Source organism: Empedobacter sp. UBA5924 (assembly GCF_002431085.1).
Classification (GTDB): domain Bacteria; phylum Bacteroidota; class Bacteroidia; order Flavobacteriales; family Weeksellaceae; genus Empedobacter; species Empedobacter falsenii_B.
On record NZ_DJDM01000022.1, the window covers coordinates 1 to 19,580 of the forward strand.

Below are 19,580 nucleotides of genomic sequence, written 5' to 3' on the forward strand. Positions count from 1 at the left end.
ACAGTTTTTTGGATATTGCCTATAAAAAGGATTTTGTTTTAAAAATCCTTTTTTTATATCTATCAAATTGATAAAATTAGTTTATTAATCGACCCTATTACGTGTTGAATAAAAGTATTGGCAACTGTGTTCGTTTGTCAATTCATTCTTCTTCCATCATTTGTTTCATCTTGATTTGGAAATCCTAAAAAAAATACAGTATAAGAAAAGGTATAAGACTTATTTATCTTAACATGATGAAAGGAATAAGAAATCATTTTTCAAATAGAAAATAAACAATATTTACATTATTAAGGTCTATTAAACATAATCATTATTATACACCAAAGATTTTTAGGTTAAAACACTGATTGCGTGAGAGTGCAGTTTTGAATAAACAAATTTGTAATTTAAAATGCTCTGAAAGACGCATTTTATCGTTGAGTGAAGGTATTCATATCAGACAAAATTATTTTTCTTTCGTACTAATTTTTTACTGCAACATTATTATTTTTTTTTATAAATCTCTACAGAGTTTATTCGTGTTTTCTTCGACCGTTCTTCGACCATTGTCCTCGCAAAGGTGCATTTTTCCGCAAGTTTGTCGAACGATGGTCGAACAAGAGTAAAATGAGCTATTTTTCGAGATGATGTGAAACATAGATATACAGAGGTTTGTATAGGAGTTTCAATTAACTAAAACATATTGTTGATAAAAATACTGGAGGACAGAAGTGGACAAAACCGGACATTTGTGGTCACTTTTTGTAAAAAATGTAATTTGTATTGTTTAAATGATTAAATTACAAATATTTGATTAATTTAAGTATTTTTTTTTTGAATAAAAAATATTTTTGATAAGAATGATGAAATACGATTATCTGTAAATTGTTTAAAATATAAAATAGTGAAGAGTTTTTCGTTTATATGAACGATTATAATGGATTATTCGAGGAAATGTGTTATTTGAGAAAATAGAATTGTTTATATTTGATTGTTTGAACTCACATGATTAGAAAATTAATATGAAAAAATTTATTTTAAGTTTGGCTGTCCTTGCGATGGGCGCTTATTCTTATGCACAACAAATAACCATTGAAGGGATATATGGCGGAAAATACCGCGAAAATTCATTGTACGGTGTGAACTCATTGAACGATGGAGAAAATTATACTATTCTGACAAAAGACGGATTGGTAAAACGTTCGTACGAATCGACATTGAAAAAAGGTCAGACTTCTGATATTGTTGTCGTTCCAGGAAAGTTTGAAGGTTATGAATTTAGTTCTGATGAGCGTTACGTTTTATTGCAAACTAATCCGCACCAAATTTATCGTCATTCGTTTACAGCAAAGTTTGAGGTGTATGATACGCAAACAAAATCGAAAGTATTGTTATTTGATGGAAAAGGAATTCAAGAGCCTTTGTTTTCGCCAGATGCTTCTAAGGTAGCTTTTGCTTTTGAGAATAATTTATACATTCAAGACTTAAAATCGAACAAGGTAACGCAAGTTACGACTGATGGTAAAAAGAATAATATTATCAACGGGATTAATGATTGGGTTTATGAAGAAGAATTTGGTTTCGTAAGAAATTTTGATTGGAATGCTGATGGAACATCTTTGGCTTATGTTCGTTTTGACGAATCGAAAGTGAAAGAAATTAATATTCCGATTTACCACAACAATCTTTATCCACAAGAATTACGTTACAAATATCCAAAGGCAGGGCAAGATAATTCGGAAGTTTCGTTACATGTTTTTGATACGAAGAATAACTCAACTGCAAATGTTAATTTAGGCGGAGTTCAGAATTATTATATTCCTAAAATTAAGTTCTCTACAAAAGCGAATTTATTAACGGTTGTAACGTCTAACCGTCATCAAAATAATGTAGATGTTTCGTTTTATGATATCAACACGAAAAAAGTAAATAAATTATTTACTGAAACAAATAAAGCGTGGATAGAAACGGATAATTTAACGTTAGAGTTTTTAGCAGATAATTCGTTCTTATGGACTTCTGAGCGCGATGGAAATAACCATATTTACCATTATGCAGATAACGGAAAGCTAATTAACCAAGTGACGAAAGGAGATTGGGAGGTAACGAATTACTATGGGTATAATCCTGGTAATAAAACACTTTATTATCAATCTAACTCGAATAATGGAAAACGTATTTCGACAGAAAGACAAATTTCTTCGGTTAGTTTAGATGGTAAGAAAACTACAATGTTGACGAAAAATAATGGAACAAATTCGGCTGCTTTCAGTAAGAATTTTACTTATTTCATTAATACTTTTTCGAATACAACGACTCCAAAAACAATTAGTTTAGTAGAATCTAAATCTGGAAAAGATTTGGGTGTTATCGTTGACAATACTTCTTTAAAAGATAAATTGACTACAGATAATATTGGAACAAAAGAATTATTTGTGTTGAAAACTGCAGCAGGAAATGAATTGAATGCGTATGTAATCAAACCAAAAAACTTTGATCCAAACAAAAAATACCCAGTTTTGATGTATCAATATTCTGGACCAGGTTCTCAGAATGTAAACAATGCTTATTTCAACTCGAATGATTATTGGCACATGATGTTGGCGCAAGAAGGTTACATCGTTTTTTGTGTTGACGGTCGTGGAACGGGATACAAAGGAGAAGCTTTCAAGAAACAAACATATTTGCAATTAGGGAAATATGAGGTAGAGGATCAAATTGCTGCGGCGAAAGAGATTGGTAATTTACCTTATGTAGATAAATCTCGTATCGGAATTTGGGGTTGGTCTTACGGAGGATTCATGGCTTCGAATGTATTATTCAAAGGGAATGATGTGTTCAAAGCGGCGATTGCAGTTGCTCCTGTAACGAATTGGCGTTATTATGATTCTGTTTATACAGAGCGTTTTATGCGTACACCAGAAGAAAATGCAGCTGGTTATGACGATAATTCACCAATTAATTATGCAAATGACTTAAAAGGTAATTTCTTATTAATTTCTGGTTCTGCTGATGATAATGTGCATCCACAAAACACATTCGAATTATCGGAAGCGTTGGTACAAGCGAACAAAGATTTTGATATGGCAATTTATACCGATAAAGATCACGGGATTTATGGTGGAAACACGCGTATTCAGCTTTACCGTAAAATGACAAACTTTATCAAGAAGAATTTGTAAGAAAAAAGCTGTATTTATTAGAATACGCCAATGAATAAGATGAAACATTATTCAAATTGACAAAAATCATACATTAAACAAAAAAAACCTCTGCATTGTCGGAGGTTTTTTTTATTTTCGTTGATTGCTAATAAAATCTAAATGATATATTAGCGCTTAGTTAAAGAAATTATGAGTCAAAAATTAACTTTAGAGCAAATTCAAAACTTTGAAGGGAAATACCCAAAACAGCTTTGGCATTTGTTTATGGTAGAAATGTGGGAGCGTTTCTGCTTCTACGGAATGAGAGGAGTTCTTGCCATTTTTATGGTAGATATGTTGGGATTAACGGATGCAGAATCAAATTTAAAATATGGAGCAATCCAAGCTTTTGTTTATGCATTTACTTTTATCGGAGGTATTTTTGCAGATAGAATCTTAGGATTCAAAAAATCATTAATCTTCGGAGGGTTGGTAATGGTTGCAGGAAACTTATTAATTGCAACAGATCCTCATCAATTTTTCTATTACGGAATTACATTAAGTATTATTGGAACAGGTTTTTTCAAACCAAATATTTCTTCGATGGTTGGAGAACTGTACAAAGCTGATGATCCAAGACGTGATGCTGGATTCGGTTTATTTTATTCAGGGATTAATATAGGTGCATTTTTAGGAGGTATAGTTTGTGTTTATTTAGGTAAACAAGTTGGTTGGAATTATGCTTTCTTAGCGGCTGGTATCGTAATGATAATTGGAGTTGTTTTATTCTTATTTATCCGTAACGAGCTGGGACCAATTGGAGATTCTCCACTTGAAAAAATGGATCCTAAGAAAAGATTAATTAGAGAAGTAGCCGTATATGTAGGAGCATTGGTTTGTATTCCTTTAATTTTTATCATGATTCATAATACAGCATACACAGATATGTTTATGTTTATTGTAGGACCATTGGCAATTATTTATTATTTAATTCAATTATATAAAATACCAAGTTCTAAAGAAAAAAGTAAGTTTATCGCTGCTTTTATCATGATTACGTTCTCTATTTTATTCTTTGCAATTTTTGAGCAAGCAGGAGGTTCTTTAGCTTTGTTTGCAAACAAAAACTTACATTCAACTTTATTTAGCGTTCCATTAGATCCAAACATTGTGAATAATAGTGCAAACTCATTGTATGTTATTATTTTCTCACCTTTATTAGGTTTAGTTTGGTTATGGATGGCGAAAAAGAAAATTGAGCCAAACACAGTTGTAAAATTTGGTTTAGCTTTCTTGATGTTAGCAGGGGCTTATTATATCTTCTATTCTTTAAGATTTTTTGCTGACGAAAATGGATTATCATCATTAGAAATATTTGCATTAGCATATTTTGCAGTTACAATTGCAGAGTTGTGTTTATCACCAATTGGATTATCAATGGTAACAAAATTATCTCCAAAACACTTAGGAGGAATGATGATGGGATTATGGTTCTTAGCATCTGCTTACGGGCAATATTTAGCAGGAATCTTAGGAGCTGGAATGTCAGACCCAAGTCCAACAGCATCTTTAACAGATAAATTAATGGCTTATACAGATGGTTATCAACAATTGGCAATTTACTCTTTAGTTGCAGGTGTTGTTGTCATCGTATTGTCTCCATTTATTCGTAAATTAATGCAAGACGTAAAATAACTTTTAAGATATACTTTTAACAAACAAACATGAGTTCAAAATCAGAAAATTTCTTTGATTCAAAAGTACTTGGGCATCCGTCAGGGTTGTTCGTGCTTTTCTTTACAGAGATGTGGGAGCGTTTTTCATTCTACGGAATGCGCGTTTTATTAATTCAGTTTTTAACAGCTGCAGTTATTGGGTTAAATCCAGGTTGGGAATGGTCTATAGAAAAAGCAACTGCTTTATATGGAACATACGCAATGTTATTATACATTACGCCCATCTTTGGAGGTATTATTGCCGATAAATACATAGGTTATAGATGGGCAGTTGTAATTGGTGCGATTATTATGACTCTTGGTCATGCATTCATGGCCTTTGATACACCTATCTTTTTATATTTAGGATTGGCGTGTTTGGTTATTGGAACAGGATTCTTTAAACCAAATATGACATCTATCTTATCAGAAATGTACAAAGACTTTCCTGAGAAAAAGGATGGTGCTTATACAATTTTCTACATGGGAGTTAACGCTGGTGCATTCTTCGGAATGATGTTGTGTGGATTCTTAGCAGAAAAAGTAGGATGGCACTGGGGATTTGGTTTAGCTGGAATCTTCATGTTATTAGGAACATTACAGTTCTGGTTAGCAAAACCATTATTTGGGTATATCGGTGAGGTTCCTTCAAAAACAGGAAATCAAATTACTGCTGATGATGATACACCAAAATACGAACCAGGAGAAAAACCAAATCCTTTTACAGTATTAGATCAAGTATTGATCGTTATTATGACGCTTTTAGGATTAGGATATGCGTTCAATGATCCGTTAAATGCAATTGGTGGAATTAACTTATTCCCATTCTCTATCGGAGGATTATCAGGACAAAATGTCGTTATTTTAGTAGCACTATTCTTGTTCTTCTTTGTGGTAATTCGTCGTTTGGCAAATTATACAAAAGTGGTTCGTGATCGTATGATTGCGGTAATTATTTTTGCTTTCTTCGTTATCTTCTTCTGGATGTCTTTCGAACAAGGAGCTACATCATTAGTAATCTTTGCGCGTGATAATACAGAACGTAACTTAATTGGAGGTGCTGCAATGGCATTCAACGTTTTCAATACATTATTAACAGTTGTTCCATTATTGTTCATCTCGTATGTATTGATTTTATTAGCAAAACAAACATTTAAAAAAGCGGCTTTATCTAATGTTGTTTTAGCGTTTACTTTCTTAGGAATTTGGGCTGCTGCAATTTGGATGTTAAACTATAACTGGACTTCTCACTCTTACGATGTTTCTTACCAAGCAATTGAAACGGCTAAATTAGACGACGCTGGTAAACAAGTGATGAACGAAGAAGGACAACCTGTTTTTGATAAAACACCAGTTACGGCTTCTTATGTGGCAAACTCTACAGATAAAATTGTAACTGAAACAATTAATTTAGCTTCTCAAGACGCTTTAACAAAAGGATCTGATATTAATATTCACAAAGAAGGAGATAAATTTGTATTAGTTTCTCCAGAAAGTTTAGTGAAATTAGATACTGAATATAAAAATCAAAATAAACCATCTGAAGTTGTTCCTGCGAAAGTAGCAGAGATTAAAGATTCTCAAGTAGAAATTACCGTTTCTTGGTTCTCTACATTAAACTCTTTCTTCATCATTGCATTAGCTTCGTTAGTTTCTCGTGTTTGGGATTCTAAATACAACCCATCAGCTTCTGTAAAATATGGTTTAGGATTAATCATTATGGCAATCGGATTCGGATTCTTAGCTTTCGGTTCTTACGGAATTTCAGAAGGTGTTAGAGTTTCTATCATCTGGTTAGTATTAGCTTATTTATTCCATACATTGGGCGAACTCTGCTTATCTCCAGTTGGACTTTCGTACGTATCGAAATTAGTTCCAGCACGTATGATTGCATTTATGTTCGGAATGTGGTACCTTGCAATTGCAATTGGTAACAAATTGGCAGCCATTTTAGGAGGTCAAATCGAAAATATTACCAAAGAATATTCGTTATCAACTTTCTTCTTAATCTTTACAATTGTACCAATTGTAGCAGGTTTAATCGTTATCGCATTAAATCCAGTCATGAAAAAATTGATGCACGGAGTTAAATAATAAAGATTGAAATTTATGAAATCAAGCTTAGCAATCGCTGCCCTAATTTTATCATCATTTCTTTTTGGACAAGAAATTAAATGGTTATCATTAGACGAAGCAACAAAGGAAATGAAAGCACATCCAGAAAAACCTGTATTGATTAATTTTTATACAACTTGGTGTGGATTCTGTAAGCGTTTGGACAAAGAAACTTTTACAGATAATAAAGTCGCAGATTATGTAAACAAAAATTACATTGCGGTAAAATTTGATGCGGAAACAAAGGATATGGTAAAATTTATGGGAATTCAGTACACCTATATTGCACCTGCTAAAGCGAATTACATGGCGTATGCCTTTACAAACGGACAATTGAGCTATCCTGCAACTGTTTTGATGAACGGAAAAGGAGATGTTAACAAAATTGTTTTGGGCTATCGTAATTCAACAGATTTCATAAACGATATCAAAATTTAATCGAGAAATAACCTTGTTGAGAGGTTTTCAATAAAACAGAATCAGAAGTTTCTTCAAGTTCTCTAACAATAGAAGGGTAGTTGCTGGCATCAGCAATTACCCTTTTTAAATTTTCATTATTTTCGAAAGAATAAAGCTTCGATTGATGAATTAACACATAAAAAGGAGTATCAGAATGTTCTTCATTTAATAAAAGGTTAAATGACTTCGTTTCAATAAAATTTGGATGTTTGATAAAATGTTGATGTTTAAAGTCTGAATCATAAGAGTAGAAACTAACATCTTTGATTCGTTCGTGAATTTTATATGGTTTAATCGTAAAATTATATGTTTTTTCATCCAAAGGATTTTCACTTAAAATGCTTAAACTTCGTTGATTTCTTATGCCGATAATACTATTCTTGTATTGATTAAAAACAATTAATTCATTCGAATGATTGAGTTGATAAACTTGATAATATCGTTCAGATTCCATTAGAAATAAAGAAATTAAACAAACAAATAATGCTAGTTTAGATTTTTTTAGGAATAAAGGTTTCGATGCATATAAAATAACGCCAATCAAAATCGCGGTAAATAAACTGATGTAAACATCTTTCGCAATAAACTTGAAGTTTGCTAACCAATAAATATATTGATTTGAATAATAAATAAAATGATTGAAAATCCACGTATAGATTGGAATATTAAGATCAAAAATGATGAGAAGAATGCTAATTATACCGCCACAAATCATAAAAAAGGAAGCAGGAATCAAGACTAAATTTCCAAATAAAAACAATCCTGAAAATTGATTAAAATACAAGACCGAAATTGGTAAAGTTCCTAATTGAGCAGATAAACTTGTTTCAATCATAATCTTGATTTTCTTCAGGAAACTATTTTTAACTTTCCAATAATACTCAAAAATTGGATTGAGCCAAACAATGAAAAAGACCGCTGAAAAACTCAATTGAAAGCCAACATCAAACAAATAATTAGGTTGAAAAACTAGAATGATAAAAGCAGAAAGTGAAAGTGTGTGGAAAATATTTTTTGGTCGGTTGAGTAATTCGCTAATATAATAAATGGTAATCATCAACGCAGAACGAAAAACTGGCGGTTGTAATTCGACATAAAAAGCAAAGATCCAGATAAATATTAAGCTAATAATTATTCTAATTTTTCGACCTTGTTTTAGCTTTAATAATGGTTGTAAAACGAATTGTAAAATCATGTAAATCATCATCACATGTAAACCAGAAATGGATAAAATATGCACAACTCCTGTTGCTACATAACTTTGATTGAGTTCTTGCGAAAGCTCTGTTCTATCACCCAAAAGCATAGACGAAATAATCGCTCTACTTTCAAGGGAATAACCTTGTTCTGTTAGTTCTTTTCGAATCTTGACTTTCGATTTGGCAACCCAATTTCGAAATCCATTTCCTTCTTTGTGAATAGAAATAATTTCATTTGTAAAGATTTGAGAATAAATTCGTTTTCTGTTTAAGAAACGTTTATAATCAAATTGATATGGATTTAACGGTTCTTGGATTTCTCTTTTTTCTCCTAAAATTATGATTTCATCATTGGGATATAAAATTTGTTGTTGAGGTTTGATATGAAGTAAAATTTGCTCATTCGTTTCAATATCTTTTACAACGTAATTGGTATATTTTTCGGTAGAATTAGAACTATAAACGACTTTTAGTAAATGAATTCTCGAAACAGATTCGAAATCAATTTTTGAATGTCTATTATAATTTTGATGAATATAATAGCCTAAAATCATCGAAATGCCTAAAAAAGTGATTATATTTTGACGATTATTATTTTTTAACAAAGAGATAAAAAGTAGAATAATTAATGAAAAAAATATAATTCGTAAATTTGTAGCAGGAATTAATAATTCGGATAAAATTATTCCGATTGAGAAACAAATTGTTAGGGTAAAAAAGAGATACTTTTTCATCCTAATAATTTATAAATTTTTTTACAAATAGTAGGTTTTAATTATTTGTAAATGAATTGATTAAAAAAATAAAAAAATGAAGAAGATTCTTATATTAATTGTGTTATTTTTTACTCAAATGGCAATGGCTCAAATTGATGTAAAACTATCAATCACAAACCTTAAGAAAATGAAAGGAAATTTGGCTATAGAGTTTTATAGAAATGTAGAAAATTATACAAAAGGTCAAAATGCATTCAAAAAATTGTACGTTCCAGTTGCTGATATAGACAAGTATGAAACGGTTTTTAAAGATATTGAGCCAACATTTTATGCGGTAAAAGTGTATTTGGATACGAACAATAATAAACAGCTTGATAAAAGTTTTTTGGGTGTGCGTAAAGAACCGTATGGTTTTTCTAAGAATTTAGATCCTATTTTGCGTGAGCCAACTTTTGAGGAAGCCAAAGTGGATATGACTGAAGAAAATAATACAATTGTAATCAAATTAAACAATAACAAAGGCGAAGAATAATCTTCGTCTTTTTTTGTTAAAATTTAATTGAAAAACCTATATTCAATCCTAATAAAGAAGGATTTTTAGCATCTACATTTTTCAATGGATTTAGCATATATCTATAATTTGGTTCCAAATTTATACTTGATTTATTTGATAAATTATACTCTAACTTAACTCCAGCGTTAGCGCTATAACTCGAATTATTTAAGTTATTTGCTTCGCCTAATTTATAATTTGATCTTGTATTAGTATCAGCTAATGAAATAGAATTTTTCGTTACAGCAAAATAACTTCCTCCCGCTATTGCTATAATATTGAATTTATCAAAACTTGCCAATTTATATTCAACTTCTAATGGAACTTCGATGTAATGAACTTTTTGTTCCATAGTATTGGTTTCAGAAGACAACATGGTCATTGTTGTATGTGATATATTATCACCTACAACTCGAATATTCGAATGATATGTGATATTGTTAGATGATTTTGGCATGCTTGCAGAAAGTGCATAAACACCTGTATTGATTCCCGAATTTATATTGGTTGTATTTTGTTCCAACTCAACTTTTGCAATTCCCGAACGAACATTTATCTTATCATTTAATCGAACAGAAACTTTTGCGCCATAAGCAACTGTAATGTTATTTTTGATGTTGTAATCATTAAATTCATTTGCTAAAATAGATTTTGATTCTAACACTTTTGTTGGATTGATGTACGAAGAAATCGTCAGAAGTGGAGATTTCTGTTTGATTTCTACTTTCTCTTTCTTTTTTTCCTCTTCTTGAAGAACTAATTCTAATGGTTTTTCTTCTAAAATTTTAGGATTAGTTTCTTTTTCAGAAACTTCATTTTTTGGATTGATTGAAGAATTATTTTGTACAAAATTATCTTTTTGAGTTGAATTCTTTTGAGATAATTCTAGTGTTTTATCTTCTTTTTGATTTGGAATTGTATTCGAAAATAAAGTTGATTCTCCAATTATATTTTCAAAATATGAACTTGAACTTTGAATTGTTTTTTGATTTGATTTAGAAGATTTTTTTACAGAAGAAACAATCTTATTATCAAAAGACTTTTCATTTGTATGTTCAATATTATTCCAATCTTTTTTGATAGATTCTTTAGAAGTCGATTTTGTTTTTACAACTTCATTAGTCGGCATATGATTAACGTTAATTGTATCATTTTGATTAAAATAATAGATAGAAATTCCCACAACTAAACATGCCGCAGTAGAACCAATCCAATAAAATAAAGGAATGATTCGTTTTTTCTTTTCTTTCTCGTCTAATTTCTCCTGAATATTTTTCCAAGCATCCAAAGGAGGAAGTTGTGGTTGCGAGAGTTTATCTTTAATATGTTGATCAAATTTGTTCATCTTCTGTGACAGTTTTTAATTGATTGAGTTTTTGTTTTAATAAATTTCGTGCTCTTGATAAGTTTGATTTTGAAGTTCCAACCGAAATGGTCAGCATTTCTGCAATTTCTTGGTGCGAATATTCTTCAAAAACGTAGAGGTTAAAAACTTGCCTATATTGTGGTGGAAGATTATGAACGGCTTCTAACAACTGTTGATAATCAAAATCTTCTTCAACTTCGTCGTCATCTTCCTGTGTGATAATGAGATTTTCGAAATCTTCAAAAGGTAAATTATTCTTCTTTTTTAGTTTTTCTAAATTAAGATTTACCATTATCCGTTTCATCCAACCTTCAAAAGATCCTTCGAATTTGAATTGATTTATTTTATTGAAGATATGAATAAAACCCTCTTGAAAAATATCTTGCGCATCTTCATAATTTTCGGCATAACGAAGACAGATCGAGAACAAAACAGGTGAAAACTCAACATAAATTTCTTCTTGAGCTTTTCTATTTTGTTCTTGACATTGCTTGATTAAAATTTCAAGAGAGTCACTATTCAAAACTTATTGGACTTTATTTTTCTTTGATATTTAACACAATTGAGTCATAAATTGGTTCAGTTGAATTTGGTTTATTTCCCGTCCAAAATCTTAATGTGTACTCACCAGCTTCTTTAGGTGTAAACTTCAAAGTTTTTGTTTCGTACGAAGTATTTTGCGTGCAGTTTCCATTACTTTGACTTGCATAAACACCAATGTTGTGTTTAAAAGTTGTACTTCCTTGTAAAGAGCTAAATTGAATAAAATTTTGACAAGAATTTGTTTTTTCGTACGTTACTCGAATATTTGTAGTTTTTCCTACTGGCTGAATAGAGTCTTCATGAACATTAATTGCCGTTGTTGCTAAAAAACCATAATTCATATAATCTGAGTCATCATTATTTAAACAACTAAATGTTGATAAACCTAAAATACCTACCAAAGCAAACATGCTTAATCTTTTCATTAATTTCATTGTATGAGTTTTAATCGTTATAAAAATAAGATATAGATTTTAGAAAAGGTTGCGTGAAAGAATAAGAAATTAATATATAGAATAAGAAAACCCCTTGAAAATCAAGAGGATTACTTTGTTAGAATAGGTGTAAACTTTAATTAAGTCAATCCTGAAACATTTTAATAATTAGATCTGAATGACATCTATAGCTTACAAGATTAAAAAAACAATAAAAGGTTGCGTCAAACTTTTACTTTTTTTTAATTATTTTTTTAAGTCCTCAGTAATTAGTGAAGCGGTTCTTTCTGAAGCGCCAATTCCACCAAGTTTATGATACAATTCTTCGTAGCTTTTCATGATTTTTTCACGTTTAGGAGAATTTAAAATTAAATCTAATTCTCGTTTGATATTTTCGTAAGTTAAATCATATTGAATTAACTCTTTCACTACTTCTTCGTCCATAATCAAGTTTACCAACGAAATAAAACGAATGTTTTTTACAACACGTTTTCCGATTTCGTACGAAATAGCATTTCCTTTGTAACAAACAACTTCTGGAACTTTCAGTAAAGCAGTTTCTAATGTTGCTGTTCCTGATGTAACCAAGGCTGCATGAGAAACTCGTAATAAATCATAGGTTCTATTCTCAACAATTTTCAAGTTGTTGCCTGCAATTTTTTTATAATTTTCGATTGGTTGAGATGGTGCACCAGCCACAACAAATTGATAATCGGGAAAATCTTTTTCCACTGAAAGCATCAAAGGTAATTTGACTTTAATTTCTTGTGTTCGACTTCCAGGAAGTAAAGCAATAATTGGTCTTTCGTCTAAATTATGATCTTTTCTAAATTGTTGTTCATCAATTGGCGGAAGATTATTCAACGAATCTAATAATGGATTTCCGACAAAATCTACTTTGTAATTGTAACGTTGATAAAATTCTTCTTCGAACGGAAGAATCACAAACATTTTGTCGACAACTTTTTTGATTTTATGAACTCGACCAGTTTTCCAAGCCCAAATTTGTGGCGAAATATAATAGTAAATTTTAATTCCAAGACTTTTTACAAATTCAGCAATTCTGAGATTAAAACCAGGATAATCAACTAAAATAACTGCATCTGGCTGATAAGCTTCGATGTCTTTTTTAGCAACCGAAATATTTCCTAAAATCGTTCTCAAATTCATTACAACTTCAGCAAAACCCATAAACGCCAAATCTCTGTAATGTTTGACTAAAGTTCCGCCTTGCGTTTGCATCAAATCTCCTCCCCAAAATCTGAATTCAGCTTGTGGATCTTTTAATTTTAATTCTTTCATTAAGTTCGATGCGTGCAAATCGCCCGAAGCTTCACCTGCAATGATATAGTATTTCAATGGAAATCATTTTTCTTCTTACAAAGATAGGAGAAATCTATAAGTGGAGTAGATTTCAATGTTTTTTATTGCGTAAATTTACTCTTTCAAACAAAGAAAAATGTCAGACGAAATTATAAATAAAGTTGCCAATAGTAGTTTAGTAACAATTGATTTACAGGATTATTATCCTGATGGAGATCGTGTTGTTTTTGACTTGAAAGATTGGTTATATGAAGAATTGATTCTTAGAGAAAAGGATTTTAGAGAAAATCTTAAAAATCATGATTGGACACAATATCAAGATAAATATGTAGCGTTAACGTGTACTGCGGATGCGATTGTTCCGTCTTGGGCTTATTTGTTGGTTGCAACCTATTTGTCGCCAATTGCGAAACGAATTGTACATGGAAGTTTGCAAGATTTGGATACGATTTTGTACACAGAAATTGTAGATCATTTGCCTTATGAAGATTATGTTGATGGAAAAATAATAGTGAAAGGTTGCTCTCACAAACCTGTGCCAGAATCGGCTTATATTCAGTTAATTGAACGTTTACAACCAATTGTAAGCTCGTTAATGTTTGGTGAAGCGTGTAGCACTGTTCCGCTTTATAAAAAGAAGAAATAAAAAAATCCGCTCAACGAGCGGATTTTTTACACATGAATAAAATCGTAAAATACTTATTGATTAGTTCTGAAAACTAATTTATTATCTCCAGGTTTTTCTTCGAAATAATCGATTAAAACCGCATCATTATCATTTATTGTTCCTTTTAAAATTTCTTTTGAAAGTTCATTTAATACATCTTGTTGAATAACTCGTTTCAATGGTCTTGCTCCGAATTGAGGATCGTAGCCTTTTCTTGCTAAATAATCGACAGCTTCTGGCGTAATATCTAATGTAATATCGCGTTGTGCTAATTTCTTCGCAACTCCGCTTAAATAGATATTCACGATTCCAGAAATTTGATTTTCACTCAATGGACGGAACAAAATAATTTCATCAATACGATTCAAAAATTCTGGTCTAAAGTTTTGTTTCAATTCCTCAAAAACGACATCTTTTGTTTCATCATAAACTTGTGCCACATTATTTTCGTCAATGTTTGAGAATTTATCCAAAATCGTATGAGAACCAAAATTCGATGTCATAATGATAATCGTATTTTTAAAGTTAACCACACGACCTTTGTTGTCTGTCAAACGTCCGTCATCCAAAACTTGTAACAAAATATTGAAAACATCTGGATGTGCCTTCTCAATTTCGTCCAACAAAATAACTGAATAAGGACGGCGACGAACCGCTTCTGTTAACTGACCACCTTCGTCGTAACCAACGTAACCCGGAGGTGCCCCAACCAAGCGAGAAACTGCATGACGCTCCTGATATTCGGACATGTCGATACGAGTCATTGCATTTTCATCATCGAATAAGAACTCGGCTAAGGCTTTTGCCAACTCAGTTTTCCCAACACCAGTTGAACCTAAGAATAAGAACGAACCGATTGGTTTTCCTTCGTCACTAAGACCTGCACGAGAACGACGAATGGCATCAGAAACTGCTATAATTGCTTCTTCTTGACCTAAAACACGTTTGTGTAATTCGTTTTCTAAATTCAATAATTTTTCGCGATCAGATTGCATCATTTTCTGAGCCGGAACTCCTGTCCATTTCGATACAACTTCTGCAATATCATCCGCATCAACAAACTCTTTTACCAGTTTATTTTGTTTATTTTCTTCTAGATTATGTTCAGCTTCTTCTAAATTATTTTTTGCATTAACTAAATCTTCAAACTCTAATTTGGAAGCTTTTGCATAGTCGTAATCTCGTTTTGCACGCTCAATTTCGAATTTGATATTTTCGATAGATTTTCTTAAATCTTGAACTTCATCGGCACGATTTCTTTCCGCTTCCCATTTCGAATTCAATTGATTTCTTTCATCTTGAAGATTAGATAATTCTTCTTTTAAAAGATTCAATTTTTTCTCGTCATTTTCGCGTTTTATCGCTTCAATTTCGATTTCTAATTGAATAATTCTACGATCTAATTTATCTAAATCTTCTGGTTTAGAATTCATTTCCATTCTCAACTTAGAAGCTGCTTCGTCCATCAAATCGATGGCTTTATCTGGTAAAAAACGATCTGTAATATAACGTGTTGATAATTTTACAGCCGCAATAATTGCTTCGTCTTTAATTCCAATTTTATGGTGTTGCTCGTATTTATCTTTGATTCCACGCAAAATAGAAATAGCCGATTCTTCATCTGGTTCTTCTACCATTACTTTCTGGAAACGACGTTCTAAAGCTTTATCTTTTTCAAAATATTTTTGATATTCATTCAAAGTTGTAGCACCAATCGAACGTAATTCGCCACGAGCCAAAGCAGGTTTCAAGATATTTGCAGCATCCATTGCACCTTCTCCGCCGCCGCCAGCACCAACAAGCGTGTGAATCTCATCGATGAACAAAATTATTTCTCCATTCGAAGCGGTTACTTCTTTCACAACGGCTTTCAAACGCTCTTCGAACTCACCTTTGTATTTTGCACCAGCAACCAAAGCTCCCATATCCAATGAAAAAATTTGTTTATTCAAAAGATTTTCAGGAACATCTCCATTGATGATACGATGTGCTAAACCTTCTGCTATAGCGGTTTTACCAACACCTGGTTCACCAATAAGGATTGGGTTATTTTTTGTACGACGTGATAGAATTTGTAAAACACGACGAATTTCTTCATCACGTCCAATTACAGGATCTAATTTTCCTTCTTTTGCTAAATCTGTTAAGTTTTTAGCGTATTTGTTTAATGAATTATATGTTCCTTCCGCGTTTTCAGAAGTTACTCTTTCTCCGTTTCTCAATTCTGTTACTAATTTTTTTGTGTTGTCGAATGTTACACCTCTATTTTTTAATAATTGACTTACAGGCGATACATTCTTGATTATACCTAATAATAAATGCTCTAAGGTGATAAAATCATCGTTCATCTCTTTTGCAATTTCTTGTGCAGATTGCAAAATTTGGTTAGATGAATTGGAAAGATGATTTCCTTGTTGACCTTCTATTTTTGGATATTTATTGATTTCTAAATCCAACTCAGGTTTCAACATATCCATTTTTACACCTTGTTTTTCTAAGATTAATGATAACACGTTTTCATCAACATCTATCATTCCACCTAAAATATGAGCTGGTTCTATTGCTTGATTTTTTTGTGCAACTGCAATTTGCTGCGCTGCTTGAATCGCTTCACGACCCTTTATTGTAAATTGATTAAAATCCATTGGTTTTTAGTTTTTTATATTGGTTTTGTTTGGTGTATTTCATCAAAAAAAATTCCAAAGTAGAAATAAAACCTAAAAACTGACTTTTTGACTTTGTTGAATAAAAAAAGGAGACATTTTGTCAATATCTCCTTTCGTTTAAAAATTTTTATAGTATTTAAAATAAACCTTCTACTGATAAATAGCGTTCGCCAGTATCGTAGTTGACAGTTAATATTTTCGTGTTTTTGTCTACTTCATTCAAAGTTTTAGCAACTGCAGCCAATGAAGCACCTGTAGAAATTCCGACAAATATACCTTCTACTTTAGCCACTTTTTTTGCAAATTCAAATGCTTCTTCTTTTGTAATCTGAGTAGAAGAATCAACGATTGAAGTATCTAAATTAGTAGGAATAAATCCTGCTCCAATTCCTTGAATCGCGTGTGGACCAGGATTTCCTCCTGAAATGACAGGAGAATCTGTTGGTTCTACAGCGATAACTTTTGTTGAAGAGTTAACTTCTTTTAATGCTTTTCCAATTCCAGAAAGATGTCCGCCTGTTCCAACTCCTGTAATTAAATAATCAACTCCTTGTGGAAAATCTTCAAGGATTTCTTTTGCTGTTGTATTGTAATGGACTGTCGGATTCGAATTATTCTCAAATTGTTGCGGAACCCAAGCGCCTTCTATTGTTTCGGCTAATTCTTGTGCTTTTGCAATAGCGCCTTTCATTCCTAATTCTTTTGGAGTTAAAACAAATTCAGCACCATAAGCTTCCATAATTTTACGACGTTCAATTGACATCGATTCTGGCATTGTGATAATCATTTTGTAACCTTTTACAGCCGCAACAAATGATAAGCCAATTCCTGTATTACCCGAAGTAGGTTCTATAATTGTTCCTCCAGGTTTTAAAATTCCAGCTTTTTCAGCATCTTCAATCATTGCCAAAGCAATACGATCTTTTATTGATCCACCCGGATTTTGTTTTTCTACTTTAATATAAACGTTATGGTTAGGAAATAATTTATTCAGTTTAATAATTGGTGTATTTCCTATGGTTTCTAATACATTATTGTAAATCATTGTTGTAAGGTTTTAGATGATATAATTGATATGTTGTTCTTTTTTTTGTTTTTTTATTTGTGGTTGATTCTCTTGATAGACAACAGAATCTTCTTCTATACTTTCTGTAATCCAAACATTTCCGCCGACTACAGAATTTTTTCCAATAATTGTTGTTCCTCCCAAAATAGTTGCTCCAGCATAAATTGTGACATTATTTTCTATTGTTGGATGACGTTTTTTATTAGCCAAATTCTTCGAAACATAAAACGCTCCTAATGTTACGCCTTGGTAAATTTTCACATTATCACCAATCAATGTTGTTTCTCCAATGACAATTCCTGTACCATGATCGATATAAAAGTTTTTTCCAATTGAAGCACCAGGATGAATATCAATTCCAGTTTTAGAATGTGCATATTCGGAAAAAAAACGAGGAAGAATAGGCGTATTTAAATTGTAGAGAATATGTGCTAAACGATGAATTGCAATTGCAAAAAAACCAGGATAGGCTAAAATGATTTCAATTTCCGATTTAGATGCAGGATCATTTGCATAAAAAACAAAAATTAGTTCCTCTAATTCTTGTCTAAGTTGTGCAAATTGTTCAAAAAAATATAAACTAATTTGATTCGATTTCTCCTCAGGAACAATTTTTAACAAAATAGAATTGAATTGATTGAGTAAATCTTCTTTCTTGTACAAAGGATTTGGTTGTTGAAAAATCTCATCATAAATAATGGATTCTATCAAAGGTTCTACTTCTTGTTTTCTAAATGGTAAACTGTATTTCGTAAGCTGATTCATTCTTCAATCTATAAACTCTATAAAAATAGTAGACAAATGTATTCATTTTTTTATTCTTGAAGAAGAAATTGTCATAAAAATGACAAAAACCATAAAAATGCCTTCGTTTTTATTATTGCTATGTAAGCATAATAATACACTATTTTGACTTTTATGAATAAAATTTATAATTATTTATTTAAAAATATTTATTGAATTAAATGATTGATAATTAATGTTATAAATGAATTTTTATGTTTAAAAGAGATTATTTTTATAAAAAATAAAGCGTAGTGTTTTATTTACACTAAAAAATAGTTATTTTAGTGAAATAAATTTTAAAGGATAAAAATATGAAAAAATCAATTTTATTCGGATTATTCTTTATGTTGACATCTTTAATGTATGCGCAATCACCAATAGGAACTTGGAAAACAATTGATGATGAGACAAAACAGGCGAAGTCTTACGTAGAGATTTTCGAGAAAGATGGAAAACTTTATGGTAAAGTCACTAAGATTTTAACGAAAGGAAAAGAAGATGCAAAATGTACAGATTGTTCAGGAGCATTAAAAAATAAACCAATTTTAGGAATGCAAATTCTTTCTGGTCTTAAAAAAGATGGAAAAGAATGGAATGGTGGAAAAATCATTGATCCTAATAGTGGAAAGGAATACAAAGCAAAAATGTCTCTTAACGGAAATGATAAATTAGACGTAAGAGGTTTTATCGGGATTTCTCTTGTAGGAAGAACGCAAACTTGGCAACGAGTTAAATAAAAATCAAAACAAAAACGAAAAGGTTACTCTGAGTAATCAAACCCACAAAATTTTACTCTATAATGACTATTTCTAAAAGAATAGTCATTATTTTTTTTACGTAAATTTGT

Annotated in this window: 15 protein-coding genes; 7 read left to right on the forward strand and 8 right to left on the reverse strand. The window is 31.2% G+C overall.

Translation table 11 applies throughout. The features are described 5' to 3' along the window. The first annotated feature begins 1,004 nt into the window (after window positions 1-1,004). The 4 genes from B3792_RS05235 (at window position 1,005) to B3792_RS05250 (ending at window position 7,393) form a co-directional block, all read left to right on the forward strand. Window positions 1,005-3,164 (forward strand): S9 family peptidase, encoded by a 2,160-nt coding sequence (locus B3792_RS05235; protein ID WP_291069057.1) that lies wholly within the window; start codon window positions 1,005-1,007, stop codon window positions 3,162-3,164. 171 nt (window positions 3,165-3,335) lie between these two features. After that, window positions 3,336-4,820 (forward strand): peptide MFS transporter, encoded by a 1,485-nt coding sequence (locus tag B3792_RS05240; protein ID WP_125348915.1) that lies wholly within the window; start codon window positions 3,336-3,338, stop codon window positions 4,818-4,820. Between the two features lie 29 nt (window positions 4,821-4,849). Continuing rightward, window positions 4,850-6,934 (forward strand): peptide MFS transporter, encoded by a 2,085-nt coding sequence (locus B3792_RS05245; protein ID WP_291051849.1) that lies wholly within the window; start codon window positions 4,850-4,852, stop codon window positions 6,932-6,934. A 15-nt stretch (window positions 6,935-6,949) separates the two neighbouring features. Continuing rightward, window positions 6,950-7,393 (forward strand): thioredoxin family protein, encoded by a 444-nt coding sequence (locus tag B3792_RS05250; protein WP_291069059.1) that lies wholly within the window; start codon window positions 6,950-6,952, stop codon window positions 7,391-7,393. On the opposite strand, the gene B3792_RS05255 is transcribed toward B3792_RS05250, so the two are convergent. Beyond that, on the reverse strand, window positions 7,383-9,347 hold the full coding sequence (locus B3792_RS05255; RefSeq protein WP_291069061.1) for a ComEC/Rec2 family competence protein: 1,965 nt from the start codon (window positions 9,345-9,347) through the stop codon (window positions 7,383-7,385). The two genes, B3792_RS05250 and B3792_RS05255, sit on opposite strands and share 11 nt — an antisense overlap. Window positions 9,348-9,423: 76 nt before the next feature. Here B3792_RS05255 and B3792_RS05260 point away from each other — a divergent pair, with 76 nt between their 5' ends. Then, the gene (locus B3792_RS05260) at window positions 9,424-9,861 is read left to right on the forward strand and encodes a DUF2141 domain-containing protein (protein WP_260391932.1); all 438 of its coding nucleotides are present in this window, start codon (window positions 9,424-9,426) and stop codon (window positions 9,859-9,861) included. 16 nt (window positions 9,862-9,877) lie between these two features. Here the strand turns inward: B3792_RS05260 and B3792_RS05265 are convergent, their stop codons facing one another. From B3792_RS05265 to lpxB, 4 genes are all read right to left on the reverse strand, one after another. After that, window positions 9,878-11,227: an outer membrane beta-barrel protein gene (locus B3792_RS05265; protein ID WP_038333276.1), complete on the reverse strand. Its 1,350-nt coding sequence runs from the start codon at window positions 11,225-11,227 to the stop codon at window positions 9,878-9,880. Next, window positions 11,214-11,771 carry an RNA polymerase sigma factor gene (locus tag B3792_RS05270; protein ID WP_038333274.1) on the reverse strand — a complete coding sequence of 186 codons (558 nt, stop codon included), beginning with the start codon at window positions 11,769-11,771 and terminating at the stop codon, window positions 11,214-11,216. Before B3792_RS05270 ends, B3792_RS05265 begins: the two co-directional genes overlap by 14 nt. A 13-nt stretch (window positions 11,772-11,784) precedes the next feature. Next, window positions 11,785-12,225 carry a hypothetical protein gene (locus B3792_RS05275; RefSeq protein ID WP_180905443.1) on the reverse strand — a complete coding sequence of 147 codons (441 nt, stop codon included), beginning with the start codon at window positions 12,223-12,225 and terminating at the stop codon, window positions 11,785-11,787. A 246-nt stretch (window positions 12,226-12,471) separates the two neighbouring features. Further along, window positions 12,472-13,584 (reverse strand): lipid-A-disaccharide synthase, encoded by a 1,113-nt coding sequence (gene lpxB, locus B3792_RS05280; RefSeq protein ID WP_286494960.1) that lies wholly within the window; start codon window positions 13,582-13,584, stop codon window positions 12,472-12,474. A gap of 100 nt (window positions 13,585-13,684) precedes the next feature. Between lpxB and B3792_RS05285 the strand changes: the two genes are divergently transcribed. Further along, a complete protein-coding gene (locus tag B3792_RS05285; protein ID WP_221855726.1) occupies window positions 13,685-14,194 on the forward strand; it encodes a DUF2480 family protein in 510 nt (169 codons plus the stop codon). A 53-nt stretch (window positions 14,195-14,247) separates the two neighbouring features. On the opposite strand, the gene clpB is transcribed toward B3792_RS05285, so the two are convergent. The 3 genes from clpB to epsC all read right to left on the reverse strand — a co-directional run bounded on the left by clpB (window position 14,248) and on the right by epsC (window position 18,712). Continuing rightward, on the reverse strand, window positions 14,248-16,860 hold the full coding sequence (clpB, locus tag B3792_RS05290) for an ATP-dependent chaperone ClpB (protein WP_180905441.1): 2,613 nt from the start codon (window positions 16,858-16,860) through the stop codon (window positions 14,248-14,250). A gap of 157 nt (window positions 16,861-17,017) precedes the next feature. After that, window positions 17,018-17,926 (reverse strand): cysteine synthase A, encoded by a 909-nt coding sequence (cysK, locus tag B3792_RS05295; protein ID WP_038333247.1) that lies wholly within the window; start codon window positions 17,924-17,926, stop codon window positions 17,018-17,020. Window positions 17,927-17,938: 12 nt separating this feature from the next. Next, window positions 17,939-18,712, reverse strand: coding sequence for a serine O-acetyltransferase EpsC (gene epsC, locus B3792_RS05300; RefSeq protein ID WP_125348924.1), 774 nt, complete (start codon window positions 18,710-18,712; stop codon window positions 17,939-17,941). Between the two features lie 332 nt (window positions 18,713-19,044). Here epsC and B3792_RS05305 point away from each other — a divergent pair, with 332 nt between their 5' ends. Next, entirely contained in the window at window positions 19,045-19,470 is a 426-nt protein-coding gene (locus tag B3792_RS05305; RefSeq protein ID WP_038333244.1) for a DUF2147 domain-containing protein, read from the forward strand. Window positions 19,471-19,580 lie beyond the last annotated feature (110 nt).